20 protein-coding genes and 2 pseudogenes are annotated in these 26,779 nt (G+C 71.5%); 18 read left to right on the top strand and 4 right to left on the bottom strand.

Features of this window, described 5'->3' with window-relative positions; all coding sequences use genetic code 11:
- Positions 1-22 precede the first annotated feature (22 nt).
- The gene (locus ACFWIS_RS13510) at positions 23-994 is read right to left on the bottom strand and encodes a glycoside hydrolase family 6 protein (protein ID WP_380453584.1); all 972 of its coding nucleotides are present in this window, start codon (positions 992-994) and stop codon (positions 23-25) included.
- Between the two features lie 307 nt (positions 995-1,301).
- On the opposite strand from ACFWIS_RS13510, the gene ACFWIS_RS13505 reads away from it, so the two are divergent.
- The 17 genes and pseudogenes from ACFWIS_RS13505 to ACFWIS_RS13425 all read left to right on the top strand — a co-directional run bounded on the left by ACFWIS_RS13505 (position 1,302) and on the right by ACFWIS_RS13425 (position 20,391).
- Positions 1,302-2,330, top strand: coding sequence for a LacI family DNA-binding transcriptional regulator (locus tag ACFWIS_RS13505; RefSeq protein ID WP_380453581.1), 1,029 nt, complete (start codon positions 1,302-1,304; stop codon positions 2,328-2,330).
- A gap of 443 nt (positions 2,331-2,773) precedes the next feature.
- Positions 2,774-4,075 (top strand): extracellular solute-binding protein, encoded by a 1,302-nt coding sequence (locus ACFWIS_RS13500; protein WP_380453578.1) that lies wholly within the window; start codon positions 2,774-2,776, stop codon positions 4,073-4,075.
- A 142-nt stretch (positions 4,076-4,217) separates the two neighbouring features.
- On the top strand, positions 4,218-5,222 hold the full coding sequence (locus ACFWIS_RS13495; protein WP_380453576.1) for a carbohydrate ABC transporter permease: 1,005 nt from the start codon (positions 4,218-4,220) through the stop codon (positions 5,220-5,222).
- A gap of 17 nt (positions 5,223-5,239) precedes the next feature.
- Positions 5,240-6,151 (top strand): carbohydrate ABC transporter permease, encoded by a 912-nt coding sequence (locus ACFWIS_RS13490; RefSeq protein WP_380453573.1) that lies wholly within the window; start codon positions 5,240-5,242, stop codon positions 6,149-6,151.
- A 59-nt stretch (positions 6,152-6,210) separates the two neighbouring features.
- Positions 6,211-7,662, top strand: a complete 1,452-nt coding sequence (locus tag ACFWIS_RS13485; protein WP_380453571.1) for a GH1 family beta-glucosidase — start codon at positions 6,211-6,213, stop codon at positions 7,660-7,662.
- A gap of 183 nt (positions 7,663-7,845) precedes the next feature.
- On the top strand, positions 7,846-8,766 hold the full coding sequence (locus ACFWIS_RS13480) for an NADP-dependent oxidoreductase (RefSeq protein WP_380453569.1): 921 nt from the start codon (positions 7,846-7,848) through the stop codon (positions 8,764-8,766).
- A gap of 110 nt (positions 8,767-8,876) precedes the next feature.
- A complete protein-coding gene (locus ACFWIS_RS13475; RefSeq protein WP_380453566.1) occupies positions 8,877-11,306 on the top strand; it encodes a SpoIIE family protein phosphatase in 2,430 nt (809 codons plus the stop codon).
- A 255-nt stretch (positions 11,307-11,561) separates the two neighbouring features.
- Positions 11,562-12,413, top strand: coding sequence for a fumarylacetoacetate hydrolase family protein (locus tag ACFWIS_RS13470; protein WP_380453564.1), 852 nt, complete (start codon positions 11,562-11,564; stop codon positions 12,411-12,413).
- Positions 12,410-12,547 (top strand): hypothetical protein, encoded by a 138-nt coding sequence (locus tag ACFWIS_RS13465; RefSeq protein ID WP_380453562.1) that lies wholly within the window; start codon positions 12,410-12,412, stop codon positions 12,545-12,547. Before ACFWIS_RS13470 ends, ACFWIS_RS13465 begins: the two co-directional genes overlap by 4 nt.
- Positions 12,544-13,308 carry an SDR family NAD(P)-dependent oxidoreductase gene (locus tag ACFWIS_RS13460; RefSeq protein WP_380453560.1) on the top strand — a complete coding sequence of 255 codons (765 nt, stop codon included), beginning with the start codon at positions 12,544-12,546 and terminating at the stop codon, positions 13,306-13,308. The genes ACFWIS_RS13465 and ACFWIS_RS13460 overlap by 4 nt, the downstream gene beginning before the upstream one ends.
- Positions 13,305-14,306, top strand: a complete 1,002-nt coding sequence (locus ACFWIS_RS13455; protein WP_380453558.1) for an aldo/keto reductase — start codon at positions 13,305-13,307, stop codon at positions 14,304-14,306. Before ACFWIS_RS13460 ends, ACFWIS_RS13455 begins: the two co-directional genes overlap by 4 nt.
- Entirely contained in the window at positions 14,306-15,046 is a 741-nt protein-coding gene (locus tag ACFWIS_RS13450) for a (Fe-S)-binding protein (RefSeq protein ID WP_380453556.1), read from the top strand. The genes ACFWIS_RS13455 and ACFWIS_RS13450 overlap by 1 nt, the downstream gene beginning before the upstream one ends.
- Positions 15,043-16,521, top strand: a complete 1,479-nt coding sequence (locus ACFWIS_RS13445) for a lactate utilization protein B (protein ID WP_380453554.1) — start codon at positions 15,043-15,045, stop codon at positions 16,519-16,521. The genes ACFWIS_RS13450 and ACFWIS_RS13445 overlap by 4 nt, the downstream gene beginning before the upstream one ends.
- Positions 16,518-17,192: a lactate utilization protein C gene (locus ACFWIS_RS13440; RefSeq protein WP_380453551.1), complete on the top strand. Its 675-nt coding sequence runs from the start codon at positions 16,518-16,520 to the stop codon at positions 17,190-17,192. The genes ACFWIS_RS13445 and ACFWIS_RS13440 overlap by 4 nt, the downstream gene beginning before the upstream one ends.
- A 150-nt stretch (positions 17,193-17,342) precedes the next feature.
- Positions 17,343-17,670, top strand: a pseudogene (locus ACFWIS_RS13435) (FadR/GntR family transcriptional regulator); the annotation flags it as partial.
- Positions 17,661-18,038: a FadR/GntR family transcriptional regulator gene (locus ACFWIS_RS13430; RefSeq protein ID WP_380453626.1), complete on the top strand. Its 378-nt coding sequence runs from the start codon at positions 17,661-17,663 to the stop codon at positions 18,036-18,038. The pseudogene ACFWIS_RS13435 and the gene ACFWIS_RS13430, both read left to right, overlap by 10 nt.
- Positions 18,039-18,435: 397 nt before the next feature.
- Positions 18,436-20,391: an alpha-L-fucosidase gene (locus tag ACFWIS_RS13425; protein ID WP_380453549.1), complete on the top strand. Its 1,956-nt coding sequence runs from the start codon at positions 18,436-18,438 to the stop codon at positions 20,389-20,391.
- 15 nt (positions 20,392-20,406) lie between these two features.
- Here ACFWIS_RS13425 and ACFWIS_RS13420 read toward each other — a convergent pair.
- From ACFWIS_RS13420 to ACFWIS_RS13410, 3 genes and pseudogenes are all read right to left on the bottom strand, one after another.
- Positions 20,407-20,759, bottom strand: a pseudogene (locus tag ACFWIS_RS13420) (transposase); the annotation flags it as partial.
- A 529-nt stretch (positions 20,760-21,288) separates the two neighbouring features.
- Positions 21,289-22,803, bottom strand: coding sequence for a family 43 glycosylhydrolase (locus ACFWIS_RS13415; protein ID WP_380453547.1), 1,515 nt, complete (start codon positions 22,801-22,803; stop codon positions 21,289-21,291).
- A 331-nt stretch (positions 22,804-23,134) separates the two neighbouring features.
- The gene (locus ACFWIS_RS13410) at positions 23,135-24,616 is read right to left on the bottom strand and encodes a family 43 glycosylhydrolase (RefSeq protein ID WP_380453544.1); all 1,482 of its coding nucleotides are present in this window, start codon (positions 24,614-24,616) and stop codon (positions 23,135-23,137) included.
- A gap of 667 nt (positions 24,617-25,283) precedes the next feature.
- Here ACFWIS_RS13410 and ACFWIS_RS13405 point away from each other — a divergent pair.
- Positions 25,284-26,708 carry an alginate lyase family protein gene (locus tag ACFWIS_RS13405; RefSeq protein ID WP_380453542.1) on the top strand — a complete coding sequence of 475 codons (1,425 nt, stop codon included), beginning with the start codon at positions 25,284-25,286 and terminating at the stop codon, positions 26,706-26,708.
- Positions 26,709-26,779: the final 71 nt, after the last annotated feature.

Genomic DNA, 26,779 nt, shown 5'->3' with positions numbered 1-26,779 from the left:
GTCCTCCGGTCGGGTTCTCGGCTCAGTAGCCGAAGATCATGTTGTAGGCGACCTGCGGCAGGAACTGCCCCGCCGTCGATCCGGCGCCCACACCGCAGTTGCCGTCGGACTCGCCGGGCGCCTTGATCCACAGCAGCATCTCGGCTCCGCCGCCGTACTGCGTGGGGGTGCCGATCCTGCGCCCGGGCGGGTTGCACCAGGCGCCGTTCGATCCGTTGCCGTTGCGGCTGGTGTCGACGACGTACGGCTTGGTGAAGCCGTTGGACGACTGAAGGGCGGCGTTGACGGCGTCGCCGTAGGCCGTGTTCTGCCCGGTGCCGATGTAGTTCGACACGTTCAGCGAGAACCCGTGCGCGCCGCTCACCCCGGCCGCGGCCAGGTGCTGGGCCATGGTCTGGGCGCTCATCCAGGCGGGGTTCCCGGCGTCCAGGTAGAGGTTGGTGTTGGGAGCCTTGGCGTTGAACTGCGCGATGGCGTTGCGCAGCATCGCGTTGCGTTCGGTGATCTGACTCGTGCTCATGCAGCTCTGGTCACCGAGCGCGTCGGGTTCGAGGATGACGACCGCCGGCCGGTTGCCGATGCCACTGGCGAAGGCGGCGATCCAGGTGGCGTACTCGGCGGCGGACCCGGCGCCGCCACCGGACTGACCGGCGCAGATGTCCCGGTTGGGGATGTTGTAGGCGACCAGGATCGGCAGCCGGCCCGTGGCGGCGGCGGCGCCGACGTAGGCGCCGGTCGCCGTCCCGATGGTGCCGCTCCAGTTGCCGAACCAGCGCGCCGTCGGCACGGCGGCGATCGACGACCGGATGGCGGCCGCGCGGCCGTCGCCGGGGTTGGCGTTGAGCCACTGCTGGGCGCTGGAGTCGGGGTCGACGTAGAAGCCGCTGGTCAGGGTGGTGGGGGTGGCGTGGGCGGCTCCGGGGTTGACCGCGACCAGCAGCGCGGTCAGGGCGGGGGCCAGGAGCAGGAACAGCCGGCGAAGCGAGCGGCGCATGGGCTTCCTCCACTGGGTGGGGGTGGGTGGAAGTGAGTTCTGGAAGCGCTTCCAGATGCGAGGATGATTGGGCCCGGTCGAACCTGGTGTCAAGGCGTCTGCAGCAAGTTCGTTCAATTCTCAATATCCAGCGGGAACCGCCGGAGTGGCCGCTCTCCCCACAGAACCGACCCGCCTGGCCGTAGAGTGTGGAAGCGCTTCCGACCAGCGGAGGCATTGCGTTGGTCGGTCGCCCTGGCGGCACGGGATGTCCGTGGAACCATGGTCCGGACAACGTCCGTCGGCAACAGGAGGATCAACGATCGCGATGGAGACGTCTCCACGACGCCAGCCGACGCTGGACGAGGTCGCCGCCCGGGCCGGCGTCTCACGCACGGCGGCTTCCCGCGTCATCAACAACGTGCCGCACGTGAGCGCGGCCAAGCGCGCCGCGGTGGAACGGGCGGTCCGCGAGCTCGGCTACGTGCCGAACCCGACCGCGCGAGCACTGGCGACCCGGCGCGCGGGCACGGTCGTCCTGGCGGTGTCCAGCGACGAACCCGGCCTGTTCGCCGACCCGTTCTTCGCCGAGGTGACGGTGGGCGTCAGCTCCTTCCTCGACCAGACGGACCTGGAGCTGGTCCTGCTGCTGGCCAACACGCCCCGCGGCAAGGAGCGCCTACGGCGCATCCTGAGCTCCCAGCGGGCGGACGGCGTGATGCTGATGGCGGTGCGCGGCGACGACCCCCTGGGCCGGCTGGCCGAGCGGACGGACCTGCCCGTGGTCTTCGGCGGCCTGCCGCTCACCGGCACCCCGCCCCGGTGGTACGTGGACCCGGACAACCGGGGCGGCGCGCGCCTGGCCGTCGAGCACCTGGTCGGCAGCGGACGCCGGAACATCGCGATGATCACCGGGCAGGTCGACCTCCAGGCCGCCGTCGCCCGCGAACAGGGCTTCCGCGAGGCACTCGTCCTGGCCGGACTGTCCCCCGCCGGCCTGGTCCCGGGCGACTTCACCCAGGGCGGCGGCGAGGCCGCGATGGAGCGGCTGCTCGCGGACCGCCCGGACGTCGACGCGGTGTTCGCGGCCAATGACGGCATGGCCCTGGGAGCGCTGCGCGCCCTGCGCCGCCACGGCCGACACGTCCCCGGGGACGTCGCGGTCGTCGGCTTCGACGACCTGGCCGGCGCCCTGTACGCCGACCCGCCGCTGACGACCGTGCACCAGCCGGTGCGCGCGCTCGGGCTGGAGATGGCCCGGATGCTCGTGGCGGCCGTCGAGGGCCAGGACCCGAGCCCGCTCGTCCTGCCGACCCGCCTGACGATCCGGGAATCCGCCCCCCTCACGACCGGCTGATTCCGCGGCGCACCGGGGCCGCCCTGGACACGCTTCCGAGCCCCAGGGCGCCCCCGACGGTGCTTCCGGGCCGCCCTGCCACCCTCCCCGACGCCGGGCCGCCTCACCTCCGACCTGCCGGCGACCCGCCAGCGACCGGTCACTGACCTGCCGACGATCGGCCACCGACCGGCCGCTGACCGGCCGCTGACCGGCGAACCGGCTCGAACGGCCGCCAGCGGAACACCTCTTGACATTTTCCCGTCCGAGGCAGCAGGGTTTGCTGAACTGGAAGCGCTTCCAGTCACGGAGGCGCTCCTGGGGCCGAACCCGCCCCGCCCCTCACACACCGCGTCCCACGCCCTCGTCGCAACCGCCCCGGCCCCGTCCCCGGCACCGCGAGAGCGCCGCGCCCGCGCGCGTCCCACCCGCGCACCCCGCTAACCGCCTCCCTGGAGAACCTCATGTTCCTGCGCCGTCGTTCCCGCAGAGCCGCCGCCCTCCTGTCGGCCGCCGTCGCCACCGCGACCCTGGCCACCGGATGCGCCTCGGGAGGGGCCGGCTCGGACGACCCGAACGCGAAGATCACGCTGACCGTCGGCGACTTCGGCACCTTCGGCTACAAGGAGGCCGGGCTCTTCGACGAGTACACGAAGGCGCACCCGAACATCACGATCAAGGAGAACACCACCACCCAGGAGGGCGACTACTGGACCGCGCTGCAGACCCGGCTCTCGGGCGGCGGACTCGACGACGTCCAGGCGCTGGAGGTCAGCCGGATCGCGCTGGCCACCTCCGACCAACTCAGCGGCGCCTTCACCGACCTGTCGAAGGTCCAGGGAGTCGACAAGGACGCCTACCTGCCCTGGAAGTGGAAGCAGGCGACCAACGCCCAGGGCAAGACCGTCGGCCTCGGCACCGACGTCGGCCCGATGGCGATCTGCTACCGCCAGGACCTCTTCCAGGCCGCCGGCCTGCCCGGCGACCCCGCCGCCGTCAGTGCCCTGTGGGCCGGTGACTGGGCGAAGTACGTCGAGGTCGGCCGCCAGTACCAGGCCAAGGCCCCCAAGGGCACCTTCTTCATGGACACCGCCACCGGCCTCTACAACGGCGTGGTCTCCTCCAACGCGGAGCAGTACTACAAGAACGGCAAGATGAACTACCAGGACTCCGCCGGTGTGAAGAACGGCTGGAAGCTGGCCTCCGACGCGGTCCAGGGCGGCATGACCCAGGGACTCAAGGAGTTCGACACCCCCTGGCAGACGGCCTTCTCCAACTCCACGTTCGCCACCACCGTCTGCCCGTCCTGGCAGCAGGCCAACATCGAGAAGTTCTCCGGCCCGGACAACGCCGGCAAGTGGAACGTCGCGCAGGCCCCCACCGCGGGCAACTGGGGCGGCTCGTTCCTGGCCGTACCGGCCTCCGGCAAGCACGTGGCCGCTGCCCAGGCACTGGTCGTCTGGCTCACCGCCCCCGAACAGCAGGCCAAGGTCTTCCAGAAGGTCGGCACCATCCCGGCCAACCAGAAGGCGTACGCGCTCCCGGGCGTCATGGACTTCAAGAACCCGTACATCGGCCCGAACGCCCCCACCGGGCAGATCTTCTCCACCGCGGCCAAGGCCATCCAGCCGGCCGAGACCGGCCCGCACCACGGTGACCTGCACGGGGCGTTCAGCAACGGCGTGCTGCTGATGGAGCAGAACCACGAGAGCTCCGAGGCCGCCTGGGCCGACACCACCAAGCAGATCGCGAGCACCATCCAGTAGCCGCGGGCCACGCCGTACGGACCGCGCGGCAGCTCCATCCCCGCGCGGTCCGTACCGGCGTCCGGCAGCCGAGACCGAACCCAAGTCCAGTCCAGAGCGACCCGACGGCCCGCCCGGCCGTCGCCCCGGCACGGAGGAACCTGTGGCCACCTCGACCCGCACCCACCGAAGCGACCCGGCCGAACCGCCACCCGGCGCGAGCCCGCCGAAGCGCGCCGGAGAGCCGACGGGCCTGCGCAGCCGACTGCACCGCTGGGACCACAAGGTCTCGCCCTACGTGTTCGTCTCGCCCTTCTTCCTCGTGTTCGCGGTCTTCGGGCTCTTCCCCCTGGTCTACACGGGCTGGCTTTCCCTGCACCAGGTCAGCCTCTACAACGTGGACCAGGCGGACTGGGTCGGTCTCCAGAACTACGCCGACCTGCTGTTCGGACCGCCGAGCGAACTCTTCTGGCACGCCCTGCGCAACACGATCACCCTCGGCCTGCTGTCCACCGTCCCGCAGCTGCTGATCGCGCTCGGCCTCGCCCACCTGCTCAACTACCGCCTCCCGGCCCGCGGTTTCTTCCGCACGGCGCTGCTGGCGCCGTACGCGACCTCGGTGGCGGCCGCCACGCTCGTCTTCGCCCTGATCTTCAGCCCCGAGGGCGGCATGGCCAACTGGCTGCTGGGGCTGGTGGGCATCGGGCCGGTCAGCTGGGAATCCGGCACCTGGAGCTCCCAGCTCGCCATCTCGGTGATCGTCATCTGGCGCTGGACCGGCTACAACGCGCTGATCTACCTCGCCGCGATGCAGGCCATCCCCCGCGAGCTGTACGAGGCCGCCGCGATCGACGGCGCCAACCGCTGGCAGCAGTTCCGCAACGTCACGATCCCCGAACTGCGGCCCACCATCCTGTTCACCGTCGTCGTCTCGTTCATCGGAGCGACCCAACTCTTCGGCGAGCCCTACCTGTTCGGAGGTCAGAGCGGCCACCAGGGCGGCACCCAGCACCAGTACGAGACGCTCGGCGTCTTCATGTACGACCAGGGCTTCCACTACAGCATGCTCGGCCGCGCCTCAGCCGTCGCCTGGCTGATGTTCGTCCTGCTCCTGCTGGTCGGCCTGGCCAACACGCTGATCGCCCGCCGCCTGCGTTCCGCCAAGTGACCGAGAAGGACGACGACATGACCACCACCCCCGCCCCCGACTCCCCCGCCCCGCGCGCCATCGCGCGCCGGAGCCGGCTGCGCTCCCCGGGCGCGGGCGACCAGCACCGGGCCGGGCCGCTCGCGCTGACGACGCTGACCCTGGTCGCCCTCGCCTCGCTGTTCCCGCTGTACTGGACCCTCGTGGCGGCGTCGACCGACGGCCACCGGGTGGTCGCCACACCCCCGCCGCTGGTGCCCGGGTCGAACCTGTTCCACAACATCGGTTACGCGTGGGACAACGCCGGGGCACGCGGCATGGGCGTCGCGCTGCTCAACTCGACCCTGGTCGCCGGCGCCGTCGCGGTCAGCACGGTGGCGTTCGCCGTCCTGGCCGGCTTCGCGTTCGCCAAGCTGCGCTTCCGCGGCCGGGGCGCCATGCTCGCCCTCGTCGTCGCCACCATGGCCGTGCCCGCCCAGGTCAGCGTGGTACCGCTGTTCATCCTGATGCGGCACCTGGGGCTCGGCAACCAGCTCGGCGCCCTGATCCTGCCCTCCCTGGTGACGGCCTTCGGCGTCTTCTTCATGCGCCAGTACCTCACCCAGGCCCTGCCCACCGAACTCCTGGAGGCGGCCAGGGTCGACGGCGCCAACTCGCTGCGCGTCATCTGGCACGTCGTCCTGCCGATCGCCCGGCCCGCCATGGCCGTCCTGGGCATGCTCACCTTCGTCCAGTCGTGGAACGACTTCCTGTGGCCCGTCATCGCGATGAACGGCGCCATCAACCCCACGGTCCAGGTCGCCCTCGCCGGACTCGGCACCGGCTGGTCGACCGACTGGTCCGTCATCACGGCCGGCGCGCTCATCGGCACCGTACCGCTGCTCCTGGTCTTCACCGTCTTCGGACGGCAGATCGTCGGCGGCATCACCCAGGGCGCACTGAAGGGTTGACGGTCCATCAGGCCGATGCCCGCTGTTCACCCCACCGCACTCATTGGAGCCCTTCTGTCATGACCGTGGTCTCACCGGACAACCACCGCACCCGACGCGCGTTCCCACCGGGCTTCGCCTGGGGCACCGCCACCGCCGCCTACCAGATCGAGGGCGCCGTCACCGAGGGCGGCCGGACCCCCTCGATCTGGGACACCTTCAGCCGCATCCCCGGCAAGGTCGCCAACGGCGACACGGGCGACACCGCGGTGGACCACTACCACCGCTTCCGCGAAGACGTCCGGATCATGGCCGACCTCGGCCTCACCTCCTACCGCTTCTCCATCGCCTGGCCCCGCGTCCAGCCCACCGGACGCGGCCCCGCGAACCAGCGCGGCCTGGACTTCTACCGGGAGCTGGTCGACGAGCTGCTCGGCCACGGCATCACCCCCGTGGCCACGCTCTACCACTGGGACCTCCCGCAGGCGTTGGAGACCCCGCCGGTCAACGGCTCCGCCGCGGGCGGCGGCTGGCCCGCCCGGGAGACCGCGTACCGCTTCGCCGAGTACACGGGACTCGTCGCCGAGGCGCTCGGCGACCGGGTGTCCACCTGGACCACCCTCAACGAGCCCTGGTGCAGCGCCTTCCTCGGCTACGGCGCCGGCGTCCACGCCCCCGGCCGCACCGACCCGGCCGACGCGCTGCGCGCCGCCCACCACCTCAACCTCGGCCACGGCCTGGCCGTCGGCGCCCTGCGGGCCGCGCTGCCCGCCGCCGCCCAGCTGGCCGTCTCGCTCAACCTGCACGTCGTGCGGCCATTGAGCGAGCGCCCGGAGGACCTGGAGGCGGTCCGACGGATCGACGCCGTGGGCAACCGGATCTTCACCAGCCCGATGCTCAGGGGCCGCTACGACGACGACCTCCTCAAGGACACCGCCCACCTGGTCGACTGGGACGCCCTGGTCCGCGACGGCGACCTCGCCGAGATCTCCCGCCCGATCGACCTGCTCGGCCTCAACTACTACAACCCGACCGTCGTCTCCGCCTCGGCCCCCGGCCAGGCGCTCCCCCGGGACGACGGGCACGGCGGCGGCACGGCCTCGCCCTGGCCGGGCGCCGAGGACGTCGCCTTCCACCGCGCCAACGACGACCTCACCGCCATGGACTGGCCGATCGACCCGACCGGGCTGTCCGACTGCCTGCTCGCGATGCACCGCGAGTTCGGCCTGCCCCTGCTGGTCTCGGAGAACGGCGCCGCCTTCCAGGACACCGTCGCCCCCGACGGCACCGTCCACGACCCCGAGCGCACCGCCTACCTGCGCGGCCACCTCGACGCCGTCGCCGACGCGATCGCCGCCGGCGCGGACGTCCGCGGCTACTTCCTCTGGTCCCTGCTCGACAACTTCGAGTGGGCGTACGGCTACGACAAGCGCTTCGGCATCGTCCACGTCGACTACGACACCCTGGTCCGGACCCCGAAGAGCAGCGCCCACTGGTACGCGGGGGTGATCCGTCGCGGCGGACTGGACTGACGTCGCACGCCGGGGCCCGGCGCACCCACGGGTGTGCCGGGCCCCGCGCCGGCCCGACACGGCACCGCTCCGACGGCCGTGCGGGCGTGCCGGGCGCGCGCGCCCGGCATAGCGTGGCCGACGGCGCCCGCCCGCCCGGGGGCGGTGCGCGAGGCCGCAACCCGGATCCATGGAGGTCGATTCATGCGCGCGGTGACCTATGACTCGTACGCCCCGGACAACTCCCGACTCGAGTACGGCGAGGTGCCCGAACCGAAGGTCGGCCCCGGCCAGGTGCTGATCCAGGTCAAGGCGGCCTCCGTCAACCCGGTCGACTGGAAGGTCATGGCGGGCGGCCTGGACGCCATGATGGACACCGTCTTCCCCGCCATCCCGGGCTGGGACGTCGCCGGGGTGGTCACCCGCACCGGCCCCGACACGCCCGAGTTCGCCCCGGGGGACGAGGTGATGGCCTACGCCCGCAAGGACGTGGTGCAGGCCGGCACGTTCGCCGAGTACGTCGCGGTCGCCGCACCCGCGGTGGCCCGCAAGCCCGCCGGGCTCGACTGGGCCCAGGCCGCCGGGCTGCCGCTGGCCGGACTCACCGCCCAGCGCAGCCTGGAGCGGCTCGCGGTCGGCCCTGACGACGTGCTCCTGGTGCACGGCGCCGCCGGCGGGGTGGGCAGCCTCGCGGTGCAGCTCGGCCGCGACCTCGGGGCCCGGGTGATCGGCACGGCCTCGGAGCGCAACCACGCGTATCTCCGCAAGCTGGGCGCCGAACCGGTGACGTACGGCGACGGCCTGACCGAGCGGGTGCGCGCGCTGGCGCCCGACGGCGTCTCGACCGTCGCGGACTTCGTCGGCGGCCAGTTGGAGACGACCCTGGCCGTGCTCGCCGACGGCGGGCGGCACATCTCCGTCGCCGACCCGGGAGTGACTCAGCACGGCGGCCACTGGATCTGGGTCCGCCCTGACGGTGCAAAGCTGGCCGAGCTCGCGGCCGTGGTGGAGCGCGGCGCACTGACCGTCGAGGTCGCCGAGACGTTCCCGCTGGAGCGGACGGGTGAGGCCTTCGACGCCAGCCGTACCGGCCGTACCCGCGGGAAGCTGGTCATCCTGCCGTGATCCCCGCCCGTCCTCCGGCCGAGGGCGCGGGTCGTACAAGCCGGACATAGCCTGGAGCCAGGCGCCGGAACCCCCGTCCGGCGTGCCCGGCTGCCCGGACGGAGGCGCGCGTGGAGACGACTGGCGAGCGGGACGCACCCACAGCCGTTGTCGTGGTCGACCCGGACGGCGTGGTGACCGGCTGGAGCGAGGGCGGGGTGCTGCTGCTGGGCTGGACGGCGGAGGAGACCGTCGGCCGCCCGGTGGCCGACTTCCTGATCGATCCCCCGCCCGCCTTCCCCGGGAATGACGGCCTCGGGGGTGGCCGCCCGGGCTCCACGTCGGTCACGGTGCGCCGCCGGGACGGTTCCACGGTGGACGCCGTGGTGACGGCCCACCTGCTCGGAGGCGCCGACGGGCGGCCACTCGGTCGCGCACTGACCTTCCAGCGCTGGGACCGCCGCCCGGTGATCGCCGACCGGGCCTTCGAGCAGTGCCCCTTCGCCCTGGGGGTCTACGACCCAGAACTGCGGTTCCTCTGGGTGAACGCCGCCGCGTGCCGGGTGATCGCGCACACGGAGGAGCAGATCCGCGGTGAGAAGTACCGCGAACTGTTCCCCGAGTTGGAGGGGGTCCCGTACACCGACAAGCTCTCCGAGGTGGCCAGGACGGGCGAGCCCGCGCGCCTGATCACGATCTTCAAGCCGTTGGGCAGCGCCTACGCGAATGCCTGGGCCACCAGCATCTGGCCCGTCCGGGACGCCGACGGCAGGGTGCGCGCGGTCGCCAACTGGGGCTTCGACATGAGCGCCGAGTACTGGGCCCGCCAGCGCCTGCTCATCCTCAACGAGGCCACCCGGGGCATCGGCCGGGCCCTGGACGTGATCAGCACCGCCCGGGAACTGGCCGAAGCCCCGGTGCCGGGCTTCGCCGATCTCGTCACCGTCGACCTCTTCGACGAGGTCCTGCGCGGGGAGGAGCCGCCCGCCTCCGCCGCGGTCGCCGCCGGCGGCACCGTCACGCTCGTCCGCGCCGCCCGGAACAGCGCGAAGGAGGACCCCGACGGAGCCCTCGCACCGGTGGCGCCGGTCGGCTACGCGCCCGGCTCCGTCGTCGCCCGCTGCATGTCCACCGGCAGGTCCCTGGCGCAGCTCGCCGCCGAGCCCGACGAGGGCGGCGAATGGGCCTTCGGCCCCGGTCTCGCCGCCGACCCCGCCCACTGGCCGCCGGGCACTCCGCTGATCGACCGGTCCATCGCCGCGCAGGGGCTGACCGGCCGGATCACCGTGCCGCTGCTGGCCCGCGGCGCCGTGCTCGGCGTCGTCGCCTTCGCCCGCCGGGACCGGCCGGAGGCCTTCACCGCCGACGACCTGATCCTCGCCGAGGAACTGGCCGCCAAGGCCGCCGTCGCCGTCGACAACGCCCGCCGGTACACCCGCGAGCACGCCCTCGCACTGACCCTGCAACGCAGTCTGCTGCCGCAGCGGCTGCCCGAGCACGGGGCGATCGAGGTGGCCTCCGGCTACCTTCCCGCCGGGGCCGGCGCCGGCGTGGGCGGTGACTGGTTCGACGTCATCGCCCTGTCCGGCGCGCGGGTCGCCCTGGTCGTCGGCGACGTCGTCGGCCACGGCGTGCACGCCTCGGCCAGCATGGGCCGGCTCCGCACCGCGGTCCGCACCCTGGCCGACGTGGACCTGCCGCCGGACGAGCTGCTCACCCACCTGGACGACCTGGTCCTCCACCTCCCCGACGACCACCGGTCCGAAGGCGGTTTCGAGCCCGCCGGCGAGACCGGCGCCACCTGCCTGTACGCCGTGTACGACCCGGTCTCCCGGCGCTGCGCCCTGGCGAGCGCGGGCCATCCGCTGCCGCTGGTCATCTCGCCCGACGGCACCAGCACCCCGATCGAAGCGCAGCCCGGTCCGCCGCTCGGCGTCGGCGGGCTGCCGTTCGAGGCGACCGAGATCGAGGTGCCCGAAGGCAGTCTGCTCGCGCTCTACACCGACGGACTGGTGCGGAACCGCGAGCGCGACGGCGGGCAGGGGGCCGGCGACCTGCTCCGGCTCCTGGGCGAGCCGGCCGCCTCGCTGGAGGCGCTCTGCGACACCGCGATGAAGGCCATGCTGCCGGAGCACCGCACTGACGACGCGGCCCTGCTGCTCGCCCGCACCCGCGCGCTGGACCCCGACCACGTCGCCGACTGGGACATCGAGCCCGACCCCACGCAGGTGGCCCGCGCCCGGCAGCTGGCCGCCGACCAACTGGCCGCCTGGGGCCTGGAGGAGACGGCGTTCGTCACCGAACTGGTCGTCAGCGAGCTGGTCACCAACGCGATCAAGTACGGTCAACCACCCATCAGGCTGCGCCTGATCCGCGACACCTCGCTGATCTGCGAGGTCTCCGACGGCAGTGCCACCGCCCCGCACCTTCGCCGGGCGCGCATCTTCGACGAGGGCGGCCGAGGCCTGATGCTCGTCGCCCAGCTCACCCAGGGCTGGGGCACCCGGCACACCACCAGCGGCAAGACGATCTGGTGCGCCCAGACCCTCAGCCCGCCGTAACGCCCCTGCCGCACTCGGCAGTTCACCCCCCAGCCCCGGCACGCGCCTCCACCGGGATCCCCGGACCGAAGAGAAAGCTCGGATGATTCTGAACCGGGAATCGTGAACACGAGAGAAGTTCAGCCAATTGACCGGCCCAGCAACCTGCCGGCGGCACGTTCGACGAGTAAACATCGGAGGAATCCTTGCGAGGGCCGGTCCGGGCCTCATATGGTCATGGCACCGATACACCGATGTGTTGATGGGAGCCACCAGATGAAGCTGCTGCGACTCGGCGAGCCCGGAGCGGAGACGCCTGCCGTCCGCGACGAGGAGGGCACGACCTTCGGCCTCACCGGCCTGACCGACGACATCGACGGTCCTTTCCTCGCCTCCGGCGGGATCGACCGGGTCCGCGCCGCGCTGACGGAGGGTTCGCTGTCGGCCATCGACCCGGCCGGTCTTCGGCTCGGGGCACCCGTCGCCCGTCCGGGCAAGGTGGTCTGCATCGGCCTCAACTACCGCGACCACGCCGAGGAGACCGGCGCGGCCGTCCCCGAGCGACCGGTGGTCTTCATGAAGGACCCGTCCACCGTCGTCGGCCCCCTGGACCCCGTGCTGATCCCGCGCGGCTCGGTGAAGACCGACTGGGAGGTGGAACTCGCCGTCGTCATCGGCCGGGAGGCCCGCTACCTCACCGACCCCGCGGAGGCGGCGGAGTGCATCGCCGGCTACGCGATCAGCAACGACGTCTCCGAGCGCGAGTTCCAACTGGAGTTCTCCGCCCAGTGGGACATCGGCAAGTCCTGCGAGAGCTTCAACCCGCTCGGCCCCTGGCTGGTCACCCCGGACGAGGTGGGTGACCCGCAGAACCTGGGACTGCGACTGACCGTCAACGGCGAGCCGCGCCAGGACGGCAGCACCAAGAACATGGTCTTCGACGTCCACTACCTGGTCTGGTACCTGAGCCAGTACATGGTGCTGCGCCCCGGCGACGTCATCAACACCGGCACACCGGCCGGCGTGGCCCTGGGCCTGCCCGACACTCCCTACCTGCGCGCGGGCGACACCGTCGAGCTGACCATCGAAGGCCTCGGCACCCAGCGCCAGACCTTCCGCGACGCGTGAGGGGCGCCTCCTCGTCCGCGACCACGGCGCGGACGAACGCAGTCGACACCTACGACGACCGGGTCTCCCCGGACACCGACCACCACGGCTCCTTCCCGACCGAGGAGCCGGCACCGAAGGAGGCGACCGCATGACGGTCCCGGAACTCGACGGACTCACCGCGGTCGTCACCGGCGGTGGCTCCGGCATCGGGCTGGCCACGGCCACCCTGCTCGCCGAACGCGGCGCCCGGGTGGCCGTCCTGGACCTGGACCCGTCGGCGGTGCCGGAGCCGCTGCTCGGCTTCACCGCCGACGTCTCCGACGACACCTCGGTGTCCGGTGCCGTCGGGGCGGCGGCCGAGGCCCTCGGCGGGATAGACATCCTGGTCAACAACGCGGGCATCGGCGCGATCGGGACCATCGAGGACAATCCGGACGAGCAGTGGCACCGCGTCCTCGACGTCAACCTGCTCGGTGTCGTCCGCACCACCCGGGCCGCCCTCCCGCACCTGCGCCGGTCGGCCCGGGCCTCGGTGGTCAACCTCGGCTCGATCTGCGTCACCACCGGTCTGCCGCGGCGCGCGCTGTACGCGGCGAGCAAGGGCGCCGTGCACTCGCTCTCCCTGCACATGGCCGCCGACTACGTCCGCGAGGGCATCCGGGTCAACTGCGTCAGCCCCGGCACCGTGGACACCCCGTGGGTCGGCCGGCTGCTGGACGCCGCCGACGACCCGGCCGCCGAACGTGCCGCGCTGAACGCCCGTCAGCCGCACGGACGCCTGGTCACCCCCCACGAGGTGGCGGCCGCCATCGCCTACCTGGTCTCCCCGGCCGCCGGCAGCACCACTGGCGCGACCCTCCAGGTCGACGGCGGGATGGCGAACCTGCGGCTGCGGACGGAGGCTGGATCATGACCTCGCGCCGCCGTCGTCCCCTGGGGCGCAGCAAGGTGGAGGTCGGTGAACTCGCCTTCGGTGCGGCGGGCATCGGCAACCTGTTCACCCCGGTCACCGACGCCGAAGCAGAAGCGGCCGTCGCCACCGCCTGGCAGTCGGGCGTGCGCTACTTCGACACCGCCCCGCACTACGGCCTGGGCCTGTCCGAGCGTCGGCTCGGACAGGCCCTGCGCGGCCGCCCCAGGGGCGAGTACGTCCTCTCCACCAAGGTCGGCCGACTGCTGCGACCGGTCCCGGAGCCCGAGGGCGACGACCTCGCCGACGGCTTCGCCGTCCCCGCCACCCACCGCCGGGTCTGGGATTTCAGCGCCGTGGGCGTCCGCCGCTCGATCGAGGACAGCCTCGAACGGCTCGGGCTGGACCGGATCGACGTCGTCTACCTGCACGACCCCGACGAGCACGCGGACCAGGCGATCTCCGAGGCCTATCCGGAGCTGGCCCGGCTGCGCGCCGAAGGGACGGTAGGCGCGATCGGTGTCGGAATGAACCAGGCGGAGCTGCTCGCCCGGTTCATCCGCGAGACCGACCTCGACACCGTCCTCCTGGCCGGCCGCTACAGCCTGCTCGACCAGCGCGGACTCACCGACCTGCTGCCGCTGGCCGCCGAACGCGGCGTCGGCGTCGTGATCGGCGGCGTCTTCAACTCCGGTCTGCTCGCCGACCCCCGCCCCGGCGCGACCTTCGACTACGCCGCCGCGTCCGAGGAACTGCTCACGCGCGCCCTCGACCTCAAGGCCGTCTGCGAGGAGCACGGCGTGCCGCTGCGCGCCGCGGCGCTGCGCTTCCCGTTCGGGCACCCCGCCGTGGCGAGCGTCCTGGTCGGCACCCGCAGCGCCGCCGAGGCGCGGGACGCCGCCACCATGCTCCGGCACCGCGTGCCGGACGCGCTGTGGGCGGACCTCAAGGAGCGCGGGCTGCTGCCGCCGGACGTCCCGGCCCCGCAGGAGGCGCACTGATGCGCATCGCGTTGTTCATCACCTGCTTCAACGACACCATGTTCCCCGAGACCGGCCGCGCCGTGGTGACAGTCCTCGAACGGCTCGGCCACACCGTGGACTTCCCGCAGGAGCAGACCTGCTGCGGGCAGATGCACGTCAACACCGGCTACCGTACCGAGGCCGTCCCGATGATGGCCCGGTTCACCCGGACCTTCGCCGACTACGACGCGGTCGTCACCCCGTCCGCGTCCTGCGCCGGGCTGGTCCGGGAGCACCACCCCGTCCTCGCGGAGCGGTACAGCCCCCCGGAGCTGCGCCGCCAGGTCGCCGAACTGGCTCCCCGGGTCCACGAGTTCACCGAGTTCCTGACCGACGTCCTCGGTGTCACGGACGTCGGCGCCCGGTTCCCGCACCGCGTCACCTACCACCCCACCTGCCACTCGCTGCGCGGACTGCGGCTCGGCGACCGGCCGTGGCGGCTGCTGCGCGCGGTCGAGGGCCTCGACCTGGTCGAGCTCCCGGCCGCCGACTCCTGCTGCGGCTTCGGCGGCACCTTCGCCCTCAAGAACGCCGCGACCTCCGGCGCGATGCTCGCCGACAAGGTCGGGGCGGTGCGGGAGACGGAGGCCGAGGTGCTGTGCACGGTCGACAACTCCTGTCTGATGCACATCGGCGGCGGGCTCTCCCGGCAGGCCGCCGGGGTACGGACGATGCACCTGGCCGAGATCCTCGCCGCCACCGAAGGAGTGCGGCCGTGACCGCCCCGGCCGGACGCGGGGTGGTCTGGCTGGGCTCGCCGTCCTTCCCCGACGCCGCCCGCGAGGCCCTCGGGAACACCCGGCTGCGGGCCAACCTGAAACACGCCACGACCGTCATCCGCGACAAGCGCCTGGCCGTCGCCTCGGAGCTGGACGACTGGGAGGCCCTGCGCACCGCCGCCGACGCGATCAAGACCCGGACCCTGCGCCACCTCGACCGGCACCTGGTGCGCCTGGAGGAGGAGGTCACCGCGGCCGGCGGGACGGTCCACTGGGCCGCCGACGCCGCCGACGCCAACCGCATCGTCACCGAACTGGTGCGGGCCACCGGCGAGGCGGAGGTGGTCAAGGTCAAGTCCATGGCGACCCAGGAGATCGGCCTCAACGAGGCGCTCGCCGAGGCCGGCATCACCGCCTACGAGACCGACCTCGCCGAGCTCATCGTCCAGCTCGGCGACGACCGCCCCTCGCACATCCTGGTCCCGGCGATCCACCGCAACCGGACCGAGATCCGCGAGCTGTTCGCCGAGCGGATGGGCGACTGGGGGCAGCCGGCTCCCGAGGGGCTGACCGACGACCCCGCGGCGCTCGCCGAGGCCGCCCGGCGGCACCTGCGGCAGAAGTTCCTGCGCGCCAAGGTCGCCGTCTCCGGCGCCAACTTCGCGGTCGCCGACACCGGCACCGTCGTCCTGGTGGAGTCCGAGGGCAACGGCCGGATGTGCCTCACCCTGCCCGAGACCCTGATCACCGTGATGGGCATCGAGAAGGTCGTCCCCACCTGGGCGGACCTGGAGGTGTTCCTCCAGTTGCTCCCCCGCTCCTCCACCGGCGAGCGGATGAACCCCTACACCTCCACCTGGAGCGGCACCACGGAGGCCGACGGACCGTCTGAGTTCCACCTCGTCCTGCTCGACAACGGGCGCACGGACACCCTCGCCGACACCGTCGGCCGCCAGGCCCTGGCCTGCATCCGCTGCTCCGCCTGCCTCAACGTCTGCCCGGTCTTCGAGCGCACCGGAGGCCACGCCTACGGCTCGGTCTACCCCGGGCCGATCGGCGCCGTGCTCACCCCACAACTCGTCGGTGTGGCCAGTGACGTCGAAAGCAGTGCGGCCTCCCTTCCCTTCGCCTCCACCCTGTGCGGGGCCTGCTACGACGCCTGCCCGGTGAAGATCGACATCCCGAAGCTGCTGGTGCACCTGCGGTCCTCGGCCGTCGAGGCCAGGCGCGGGCCGGGCGGCCTGCCCACCGGCGAGGCACTGGCGATGAGGGCCGCCGCCGCCGTCCTCGGCTCCCCCGCCCTGCTCGGTGCCGCCCAGCGGGCGGCCTCGCTCGGCGGCCGGGCGCTGGCCCGGGGCGGCCGGATCGGCCGGCTGCCGGGCCCGCTGAGCGGCTGGTCCGCGGCGCGGGACACCCCGGCGCCGCCCGCCGAGTCCTTCCGCGCCTGGTGGCGCAAGAACCGGGAGGGGCAGTGACGAACACGAAAGCGGCGAACACCCGGGACGCCGTCCTCGGCCGCATCCGCGCCGCGCTCGCCGACGTCCCCGCCGAGGAGGGCCCGGAGGACCTGCCCGTCCCGCGCGACTACCGGCGCGGTCACGCCGACGGCGAGGACCTGGTGGCGCTGTTCGCCGAGCGGGTCGCCGATTACCGCGCCACCGTCGTCCGGACCGACCCGGCCGGACTGCCCGGAGCGATCGACGCCGCCCTCACCGCGCGCGGCGCCCTGCGTCTGGCGGTGCCCGACGGCTTTCCGGACGGCCTGCTGCCCTCCGGCGACCGGGAGTGGCACCGGGAGCCCCTGGACGTCCCCGCGCTGGACGCCCTGGACGGCGCCGTCACCCTCGCCGCCGTCGGCATCGCCGTCACCGGCACCGTCGTCCTGGACACCGGCCCGGGCCAGGGTCGGCGCGCCCTGACCCTCGTCCCCGACTACCACCTGTGCATCGTGCGCGCGGAGCAGATCGTGGACGACGTCCCCGGGGCCCTCGCCCGCCTCGACCCGCGCCGGCCGTTGACCTTCGTCTCCGGCCCGTCCGCGACCAGCGACATCGAACTCACCCGGGTCGAGGGCGTGCACGGTCCCCGGGCCCTGGTCGTCGTCATCGTCGACGCCGCCCACCCCGGGCCCTCGGAGCAGCCATGAGGACCTCCCGGCGCACCCGGGTCCGCGGGAAGCGGACTGAGGAGTAGCCGTCCCGGCCGCCGTTCCCGGCCCCGGTGCCCCGAAGCGCCGGGGCCGGGACCGGCGGAACCCGTATGCTGCGAAGATCAGACGACCAGGAGAGGCGAGGCAGTGCCAGTCACCGACGAGGCGATCGAGAAGATCAAAGCCATGATCGTGAGCGGTGAGCTCCGCCCGGGTTCGAAGCTCCCGAAGGAGGCGGACCTCGCCGGGCGGTTGGGCCTGTCGCGCAACTCCCTGCGGGAGGCCGTCAAGGCGCTCTCGCTCATCCGGGTGCTCGACGTGCGCCAGGGCGACGGCACGTACGTGACCAGCCTGGAGCCCGACATCCTGCTGGACGCCCTGGCTTTCGTCGTCGACTTCCACCAGGACCACACGGTGCTGGAGTTCCTGGAGGTGCGCCGCATCCTGGAGCCCGCCGCGACCGCGATGGCCGCCCGGGTGATGTCCGAGGAGGACATCGCCGGCCTGGCCGAGCTGCTGCAGGACCTGGACGAGGCCGCCACGCTGGACGAGACCATCGCCAACGACCTGGAGTTCCACCGCAGGATCGCAGCCGGTTCGGGCAACACCGTGCTCTCCTCGCTGATCGACGGCCTGTCCGGGCCGACCACCCGCGCGCGGATCTGGCGCGGCCTGACCGAGGAGGGCGCGTCCGAGCGCACCCGCCAGCAGCACCGAGCGATCTACGACGCGATCGCCGGCCGGCGCCCGGAGCTCGCCCACGCCTGGGCCACCGTGCACGTCGCCGGGGTCGAGCAGTGGCTCCGCGAATCCCTCGGCGAGCCGGGATCGGTCCTCGACTGACGGCTGGCGCGGCGCAGGTGGCCGAGAGACCTGGCTCGACGCGGATCGATCCGATGAATGTCGCCCATCCCATGGAATCGCTCAGTGCGATTTCAGCCCGTCCGGCCAGTGGAACGATCCTCGAAGCTCGCCGATGGCGGTCGAACTCAGCCGACTCACCTGCGAGTTCATCCCGCCGCGAACAGGACGACGCGTCTCCGGAGCAAGCCGGCGGAGGCCCGGTGGGAATCGTCGACCTCGCGATTCATCGGACATGTGACTGTCAGATGCCTTGACAGTCCGCACGGTCGCCGCGATAGATGTACCTGACTCGCGCAGCCCACCCGAGAGCGATCATTCCAGGACAAACGGAGCATTCATGTCACGATCCATCAGTCGTAGGAGCATGCTCACCGGCATGGCAGTGGCAACCGCCGCCACCGTCGTCGGACCGGTCGGCGTCCCGGCCGAGGCGGCCGGGACCGGGGGCACCCCGTTACCCCTCGTCCCGCTGCGCATCCCCACGTTCGACCAGGGAGCCTGGCAGCAGCCGGACAGCAGGATCCAGTGGATGCGAGACAACAAGGTGTCCATGTTCATCCACTGGGGCGTCTACTCGGCTCCGGCCCAGGGCGAGTGGCACATGTTCTACTCGAAGACCGGGCCGACCTCCTACCGGGCGCAGTACGCCGGCCCGTTCGCGAGCCAGTCCCAGTCCTACAACCCCGCCGCGTGGGCCCAGCTGGCCAAGGACCTCGGAGCCGCCGAAGTCGTCCTGACCACCCGTCACCACGATGGTTTCGCCCTGTGGCCCAGCCGCCACCCCAACGCGTGGACCACCGGTGACGCCCCGTTCCCCGCCGGCACGGACTTCGTCAAGGGCTACGTCAACGCCGTGCGCGCGGCGGGCCTTCGGGTCGGGCTCTACTACTCCCCGATCGACTGGCGCTACCCCGGCTACTACGACGTGGGCGGAGCGAAGCCCCCGAGCCCCGCGCTCACCTCCGACTGCGTGCTGCCGAACAGTCCGTACCCGTGGAACTACGAGGGCTCCGACCCGGCCGGCTTCGACTACCACGAGAACGCCCGGACCATGAAGAACGAGGTGTACCAGTCCGTCAAGGAACTGGTCACCGACTACGGCGCGATCGACGACCTGTGGTGGGACGGCGGCTGGCTGGCACAGCAGGGCACCGACGCGGCGGGGTCCTTCTTCTGGGAGCCCGGTCAGTACCGGGACGGCGCCAACGGCTGGCAGGTGGACTCCGCGTACGGCGAGAGCGAGTGGGGCACCGGCAGACCGCTGGGTCTCACCGGCGTGCTGCGCCGGCACCAGCCGAACGCCGTGTCCAACTCCCGTTCGGGGTGGGTGGGCGACTACGACCTCGACGAGGGGACCGGTGTGCCGAGCGGGCCGATCCGGTACGGCCGCCTTGTTCAGAAGACCTTCAGCGTCGGCGGATCCTGGGGGTACAGCGGCGACTTCGCCATGCCCTTCTCCCAGGCACTGGGCCTGTTCGCCAACTCCTTCGTGCGCGACATGTCCGTACTCGTCAACGTCGGCCCGGACGCGACCGGTACGGTCCCGGGCAAACAGGCCGCGTTGATCCGTCAGCTCGGCGGGTTCATGAACGCCAACCGGGAGGCCGTGTACAACACCCGCGGCGGCCCGTGGAACCCGGTGGACGGCCAGTACGGCTTCACGTTCGCCGACCGGACCGTCTACGCCCACCTGCTGGCCGGGTACGGCGGCGGCAGTAGCTTCACGACTCCCTCCCTGGGCGATGCGAACGTCACCTCGGTCTACGACGTGGTCTCCAGGAGCCCGCTGTCCTTCGGCCCGACCGGCGCGAACGCCGTCACCGTCACCGGCATCGACCGCACGCGCTTCCCCGACGACACGATCGTCGCGATCGTGCTCGACCGCCCGGCAGTGCCCACGGACATCGCCCGCGGGTGCCCCACCACGGCCGACAGCGTTGAGACCGCGCACGGGAACGTGGCCGCCAACGCCGTGGACGGGGACACCTCGACCCGCTGGTGCGCGGCCGACGGCGGCACCGGGCACTGGCTCCAGGTCGACCTGGGCTCGGTACGCCCGGTGACGGGCGCCCGGATCGCCTGGGAGCAGTCCGGGAAGGCCTACCGCTTCCGGGTCGACGGATCCGCCGACGGCGGTTCCACCTGGTTCACGCTCGCCGACCTGACCGGGAACTCCACCCCCGCGCAGGTGCAGACCGCGGCGTTCACGGCCCGGACCCGCTACGTCCGGGTGACCGTCACCGGTGGCCTGGATTCCGGCACGTGGGCCTCGATCCGCTCGCTGGAGGTCTACGACCGCCTCTTCCTGGACCCGTCCCTCGCCAACGGCTAGGTTCCGTCCGGTCGATCATGTGCGGAGCCAGATGACGAGGGCGGCTGCAGTGACGGTACCGAGGTCGACGTATCCGCGTTTGTCGTAGCGGGCGGCGACTGCTCGGGCGTGCTTGAGCCTGTTGATGGCCCGTTCGACGGTGTTGCGTTTCTTGTAGCGCTCCTCGTCGAAGCCCGGTGGTCGTCCCCCGCGTGAGCCCTTGCGCAGGCGGGCGGCCCGGCTGTGGGCCTTCTCGGGGATGATGTGCCGGATGCCGCGCCTACGCACGTAGGCGCGGCACGGCCCGTTGCTGTACGCCTTGTCGCAGGCCACGCTGTCGGGCGACTTGCGGGGGGCCTGCCCGGACCGGTCCGTGGAACGCGGATCTTCTCCAACGGCAGCGGCCGTCCGCGCTCAGGTGGACCTTGGTGGTGAACCCGCCGCGCGAGCGGCCCCGGCCCTCGCCTCCAGCACCACCTCCGCCAGGCGGGCGGCGAGGCTCTGCCACGGCGTCTCGTCCTGGTGTTCCCGTGTTCCAGCCCCCTTTGACGCGTGGCCCTGGGCATGAACGGCGGCCGGCCAGGCACCGCTTGGACCGGAGTCATCGCCCTGATGGTCATGCACGTCGCCGTGGCCGCTGTCGCCGTGCCCGCCTTCCAACGGCTCCTGCCGTAGCGCCCGAAGGCCACCACCGGCCCGCACCACGGCGCCTGCCAGGGCATACGATCGCGGTCAGCACGGGCTGACGGGCCACCCCGGCCTGAGAGCGCGCTACCCCAGAACTCGGGTAGCGCGCTCCGCGCTGTTCAGCGCCGACGGTTCGGCTCGGTGATCCATCTCCGACAGCCGCCAGGTCGAGCGCCGGTTCGCCTGAAGCGCTTGTGGCGTCCGCCCGGCGCACTGGCTGCGTGAGGCCGTTCAGGCGGTCGTGGGTACGAGCCGCCACTGCTGGCAGTTGTTGTTCAGCCAGGACCACTGGCGCACGTCGACGCCGTTGCCGGTGCCGCAGTTCGCGACGTCGGCGACCTTCCCGGTGCTGACGTTGGTGATCCGGACGTAGTCGCCGCCGGTGTAGATCAGGCGGAACTTCTGGCAGTTGTTGTTCAGCCAGGACCACTGCCGGATGTCGGTGCCGTCGGTGGAGGAGCAGTTCGCGATGTCGGCGACCTTGCCGGTGGCCACGTTCACCAGTCGGCTGGAGTCGTCGGCCATGTCCTCGATGCGCCACTTCTGGCTGGCGCCGCCACTGCAGCTCCACTGGAAGATGTTGGCGCCATCGGCGGTGTTGCCGCCCTCGACGTCGAGGCACTTGCCGCTGTCGCGGTTCACGATGGTGTACGCGGTGGGGGTGGTCGAGGTCTCGCCGGACGGGCCGGTCAGCGTCGTGCCCAGGGCGACCGGGGTACCGAAGTCGGGCGTGCCGTCGGCGTTCCAGGTGAACTTCTGCGCGCGGGTGGTACGGGAGTTGCCGCACCCGGCGGTGGCTGAGCTGTTGGCGTGGTAGACGATCCAGTTCTCGGTGCCGTCGGGCGACGTGAAGAAGCCGTTGTGACCCGGGCCGTAGACGCTGTTGGCATCACTGCGCTGGAAGACCGGCGTCTGCTTCTTCGTCCAGGAGGCGGGGTCCAGGGGGTCGCTGCCGGTGAGCTCCAGCTGGCCCAGCTTGTAGTCGGGTGTCTGGCAGTCGCTGGCCGAGAAGGTCAGGAAGGTCCGGCCGTCGTGGTAGAGCGGCTCGGGGCCCTCGTTGACGGGGTTGCGGACGGTCTCCCAGCTCAAGGCGGGGCTGGAGATGATCCTGAAGGAGCCGCTGAGCGTGTACGGGTTGCCCATCGGGGCGATGACCAGGCTCTGCACGCTTCCGTTGATCTTGCCGCTGCCCACCAGGTAGAGCCGGTTGTCGTGCTGGAGAACAGTGGCGTCGATCAGCCAGCCCCGGGCGGCGGCCGGGCCGGGGGTGAGGCTGGCGTCGGTGAGGATGTTCTTGTACGTGTACGTGCCCATCGGGTCGGTACCCGAACTCTCGAGCACATGGGTGCGCTGGGTGTCGCAGCAGGCGACGCCGGCCTGTGCGGCCGAGTAGTACAGGTACCACTTGCCGTCGAGGAAGTGGATCTCCGGTGCCCAGATGTTGGCGTTGCGGCCCGCCGTGGTGTCCGACCAGATCTCCACGCTCGGGGCCGTGCTCAGCCCGGCGAGAGTGGGGGACTTCCGCATGAGCAGCTTGTTGGTGAACGTGGTCGTCACCAGGTAGTAGTTGCCGTTGTAGTACTCAAGCCAGGGGTCGGCACCCTTTTGCGTCGTGACCGGGTTGGTGAACGGCCGGCCCTCTGCTGCGGCAGTGGGCTGTGCGACAGCGACGAGCAGGGAGGCGATCAGGGACAGCAGAGTCGCCCCGAGCATCGCCCAGCGACGATGTGACCGTTGACGGTTCATGGTGTGGAGCACGAGGGGTCCTTCCAGCACCCCGTCCAAGCGACTCCCCCTCCGCTCGTTCGAGACAGCGATCATTGTTCGTTGTCTGCGATTGGTTAACGCCAATAGGTCGAATCCGGCGGCCCGTTCTCACCCTCGCCCTGACCGGTACTGAAGGCTTGTCTGTCCGGCCGCCAGTCGGGGCGTGGAGACTCTTCGCGTCCGGCGGGCCGGAAAGGAGATCGCCACATCCATTGCGACGCCAGGGGGGTGGCAGATGAGCCGGTTCCCTCACGCAGCTCCCGCCCTGTGGGGTCGGAGCTGCCCGAGGGCTATGGGACGTCGGGGTGTGTCACTGGGTGTAGAAGGTGGCGTCTGCCTGAGCGGCCGTCGTGCTGACAGCCTGGACGTACAGCAGGTAGTTGTAGTGGCGTATGTATCGGCCGGGGAGGTTGTACGACTCGTAGGAGACGCCGGCGGAGTCCGCGAGGCCGGGCCGGGCGGTGAAGGAGGCGTCACCGGCGAACAGCGTAGTTCCGTCGTTCTTCTCCACCCACACCTCGTTGTTCTTGTGACGCAGGTAGTAGCCGGGGAAGTTCGCCGATTCCAGGGAGACGGTGCCGGTGCCGGTGAGTCCGGTGACGACGCGGAACTGCGAGCCGGCGAGCGGGGCGACGTCCGCTTCGATCTTGGCGCGGTACTCCCAGTGCCGGATGAACCGGTCGGGGTAGTTGTAGGAGGAGAGGCGGATGGGGGTGAGGCCGTCGGCGACGGGGACGCCGAAATCGGGGCCGCCGTCGGCCTTCCAGTAGATCTTCTGCACGCGGGTACGGCGGTTGGGGTCGTTGAGCGGAGATCCGGTGATGTCCTTGTAGCTGCGGTCGTGGTAGACGAGGATGTCGGACTTGCCGTCCTCGGAGACCGTGAACTGATTGTGCCCGGGGCCGTACTGGCTGGTGGCGGCGAAGCTGGCGAAGACCGGGCCGGTGCTCTTCGCCCACGACGAGGCGCTGAGCAGGTCGGCCGAGGCGGACGCGGTCAGCATGCCCATGCAGTAGTTGGCGTCGGTGGCGCTGGCCGAGAAGGTCATGAAGACCTTGCCGTTCCGCTGGAGCACGGCCGGGCCCTCGTTGACCGTCTCGCCTCCGGCGGTCTCCCAGGCGGCGGTCGGCCGGCTGATCATGACGGGTGTACCGGTGATGGCCCACGGGCTGGACATCTGGGCGAGGTAGATGTTGGTGCCGCGGCCAACGGCCGGATCGTTCTGCGCCCAGGCGAGGTAGCGGGTGCCGTTCACGGCGAAGGTCGTCGCGTCCAGGGAGAAGGTGTCCAGCGGCAGCTGGATACGGCCCTTCACCGTCCAGGTGCCCGTGATCGGGTTCGCGTCGGCGCACTCCAGGACGTAGGGCCGGATGTGCCAGACGTTGTCGGCGTCACCGGCGGCGAAGTAGACGTACCACTTGCCGTCGATGAAGTGGATCTCCGGGGCCCAGATGTAGCCGCCCATCGTGCCGGTGGCGGGCCTGGTCCAGATGGTCGTCTCGGCGGCCGAGGTGAGCCCCTGGATCGTGGTGGCCCGGCGCAGCACGATCCGGTCGTACGCCGGCACGGTCGCAGTGAAGTAGTAGAAACCGTCGGCGTGCTTGAAGATGTGCGGGTCAGCCCGCTGCTCGGCGATGGTGTTCGCATACGTCACACCGGGCGACCCGGGCACGGCGGCGCGGGCGGTGCCTGCGCCGAAGCTCAGTATGCCGGTCATCGCCAAAGGAGTTGCGGCGGCCAGGCCGAGAATGCTGCGACGTGACAGCTGCGCCGAGTGGGGGGCTGTGCTCATCTGTGACTCCATGGGCCGGGTGGGGCGCGAGAGGAACGGCTCGTCGCCGTCGAGGCGATTGTTAGCGCTAACAATTCAGAGGACAAGAGAGCCGACACGCCGTTACCCCATCGTGACTGCCGTCGGTGTCGACCGTCCGCAGGCGCAGCACGAGCCCTCCCTTGCCCAGGGAGTCACGGTCTCAGCGTGGCGCGGCTGGTCTCCTCGCCACGGGCGAGGCCAAGACCGACGCACGGGACGCGGCGATCACGCGGATGCCGTGCAAACGATGCCCCACACACTGCACGACCTGGCGAAGTCCGGCGAGACCGTCGCCGAGCTGGACATGATCGCCGGGTTCGACCACGACCTGACCGCCGGGTCCACCAGGCGCATCCCCCAGCGGCAGTCCCGCCGGAAGAACCAGCCTCTGCCCCGGGAAGCCCGGCGCACGTTCAGCACAGCGCCGGCGACCGGCACCAACGCGCCGACCGCGTCGGCCACCCAATGTCGTCGGGGACTTGGTCCCCGTCCCAGGATGCGCGGCCGAGCAGGTGCTGCATGCCCGCCGGGCTGGAGTCTCCGGCGTGCTCAGCTGGAGTACTAGGATCAGGGCCGGGAAGCATTGTTATCGTTAACATGCCGGACGCGTCCTGGTGAGAAGCGTCGACGACCGAGAGACAGCCCAGTGACTGAGGCCCACATCACCCAGCAACCGAGTCGCCGCGCCGTGTTGAGACTCGCCGGCGCGGCCGGATTCGGGGGCGCCGCGGTCGCGGTGAGCGGGACGCCCCGCGCCGCTGCCACCCCCGCGCCGGCCTTCGCGCACCCGGGGCTGCTGCACTGCCGGGCGGACCTCGACCGGATGGCCGCCAAGGTCGCCGCCGGTACCCAGCCGTACCTGGCGGGCTGGCAGAGACTGACGGCCAACCCCCATGCGCAGAGCGACTGGAAGGCGAACCCACAGGAGGTGGTCCACCGGGGCGGGGACGAGCCGCAGAACTTCCCGACCCTCTACAACGACGTCCACGCCGCGTACCAGAACGCCCTGCGCTGGCGAATCAGCGGCGACCGCGCTCACGGAGACGCCGCGCGGGACATCCTGAACGCCTGGCCGGGGACGCTGAATCAGATCACCGGCAGCTCCGACGCGCTCCTCGCGGCCGGCATCCAGGGTTACCAGTTCGCCAACGCGGCCGAACTGATGCGCGACTACTCCGGGTTCGACCTCGCGCGGTTCAAGACCATGATGGTGAAGGTCTTCTACTCGGTCTGCGACGACTTCCTGCGCAACCACAACGGCGCGTACATCACCCACTACTACGCCAACTGGGACCTGGCCGCGCTCTGCACCATCTTCGCCATCGGAGTCCTGTGCGACGACCGGGCCAAGGTCGACCAAGCCGTCGACTACTACCGGAACGGGCCGGGCAACGGCGCGCTCAAGCACGCCATCCCCTACCTCCACCCCGGCGGCCTGGGCCAGTTCCAGGAGTCCGGCCGCGACCAGGGGCACACCATGCTCGACGTCGGACTGATGGGCACCCTGTGCGAGATGGCGTGGAACCAGGGCATCGACCTCTACGGAGAGGACGACAACCGCTTCCTCAAAGGCGCCGAGTACGTCGCCAAGTACAACCTCGGCCAGGACGTCCCGTTCACCCGCCTGACCTTCCAACAGGGCAGACCCGGCAATGGGTCGAAGACGGTGGACAACACGGCGCTCTCCGCCGACGGCCGGGGCGACCTGCGCCCGATCTGGGCGATGATCCAGAACCACTACGTCAACCGCCGCGACCTGCCCGCGCCGTACACCAGCGCCATGGCGGCCAAGGTCGGCACCGAGGGCGGCGGTGGAGACTACGGCCCGAACAGCGGCGGCTTCGACCAACTCGGCTTCGGCACGCTGGCGTTCACCCGCGACAAGGCCGCCGCTCCGCTCGCCCCGCCTACCCCGGGCGGATCGCCGGCCGGGACCACGGACACCTCCGGCCCGGTCGGCCTGCTCTCGCTCACCGGTGCGAGCCTGCTGGCCATCGGCGGCGGTGTGCTCGCCCTTCGCGTCCGGGCCCGCCGCAAGGCCCTCACCGAGTCCGACCCGACCCAAACCTGACCCGGGGCCACCCGCCCCCACATATCAGCCGGTGGCCGTGTACCACAGCGTAGACCCTGCCCGCTGGCAGG

Source organism: Kitasatospora sp. NPDC127060 (assembly GCF_042724935.1).
Classification (GTDB): domain Bacteria; phylum Actinomycetota; class Actinomycetes; order Streptomycetales; family Streptomycetaceae; genus Kitasatospora.
The sequence above is the reverse complement of the archived record's forward strand: the minus strand, read 5'-3'. Positions and strand labels throughout refer to the sequence as shown.

Coding starts and splice junctions, on each gene's coding strand:
- ACFWIS_RS13500 (WP_380453578.1), top strand. CDS start 2,774: ATGTTCCTGCGCCGTCGTTCCCGCAGAGCCGCCGCCCTCCTGTCGGCC.
- ACFWIS_RS13505 (WP_380453581.1), top strand. CDS start 1,302: ATGGAGACGTCTCCACGACGCCAGCCGACGCTGGACGAGGTCGCCGCC.
- ACFWIS_RS13410 (WP_380453544.1), bottom strand. CDS start 24,616: ATGAGCACAGCCCCCCACTCGGCGCAGCTGTCACGTCGCAGCATTCTC.
- ACFWIS_RS13490 (WP_380453573.1), top strand. CDS start 5,240: ATGACCACCACCCCCGCCCCCGACTCCCCCGCCCCGCGCGCCATCGCG.
- ACFWIS_RS13455 (WP_380453558.1), top strand. CDS start 13,305: ATGACCTCGCGCCGCCGTCGTCCCCTGGGGCGCAGCAAGGTGGAGGTC.
- ACFWIS_RS13430 (WP_380453626.1), top strand. CDS start 17,661: ATGGCCGCCCGGGTGATGTCCGAGGAGGACATCGCCGGCCTGGCCGAG.
- ACFWIS_RS13425 (WP_380453549.1), top strand. CDS start 18,436: ATGGCAGTGGCAACCGCCGCCACCGTCGTCGGACCGGTCGGCGTCCCG.
- ACFWIS_RS13450 (WP_380453556.1), top strand. CDS start 14,306: ATGCGCATCGCGTTGTTCATCACCTGCTTCAACGACACCATGTTCCCC.
- ACFWIS_RS13485 (WP_380453571.1), top strand. CDS start 6,211: ATGACCGTGGTCTCACCGGACAACCACCGCACCCGACGCGCGTTCCCA.
- ACFWIS_RS13510 (WP_380453584.1), bottom strand. CDS start 994: ATGCGCCGCTCGCTTCGCCGGCTGTTCCTGCTCCTGGCCCCCGCCCTG.
- ACFWIS_RS13415 (WP_380453547.1), bottom strand. CDS start 22,803: ATGAACCGTCAACGGTCACATCGTCGCTGGGCGATGCTCGGGGCGACT.
- ACFWIS_RS13480 (WP_380453569.1), top strand. CDS start 7,846: ATGCGCGCGGTGACCTATGACTCGTACGCCCCGGACAACTCCCGACTC.
- ACFWIS_RS13460 (WP_380453560.1), top strand. CDS start 12,544: ATGACGGTCCCGGAACTCGACGGACTCACCGCGGTCGTCACCGGCGGT.
- ACFWIS_RS13470 (WP_380453564.1), top strand. CDS start 11,562: ATGAAGCTGCTGCGACTCGGCGAGCCCGGAGCGGAGACGCCTGCCGTC.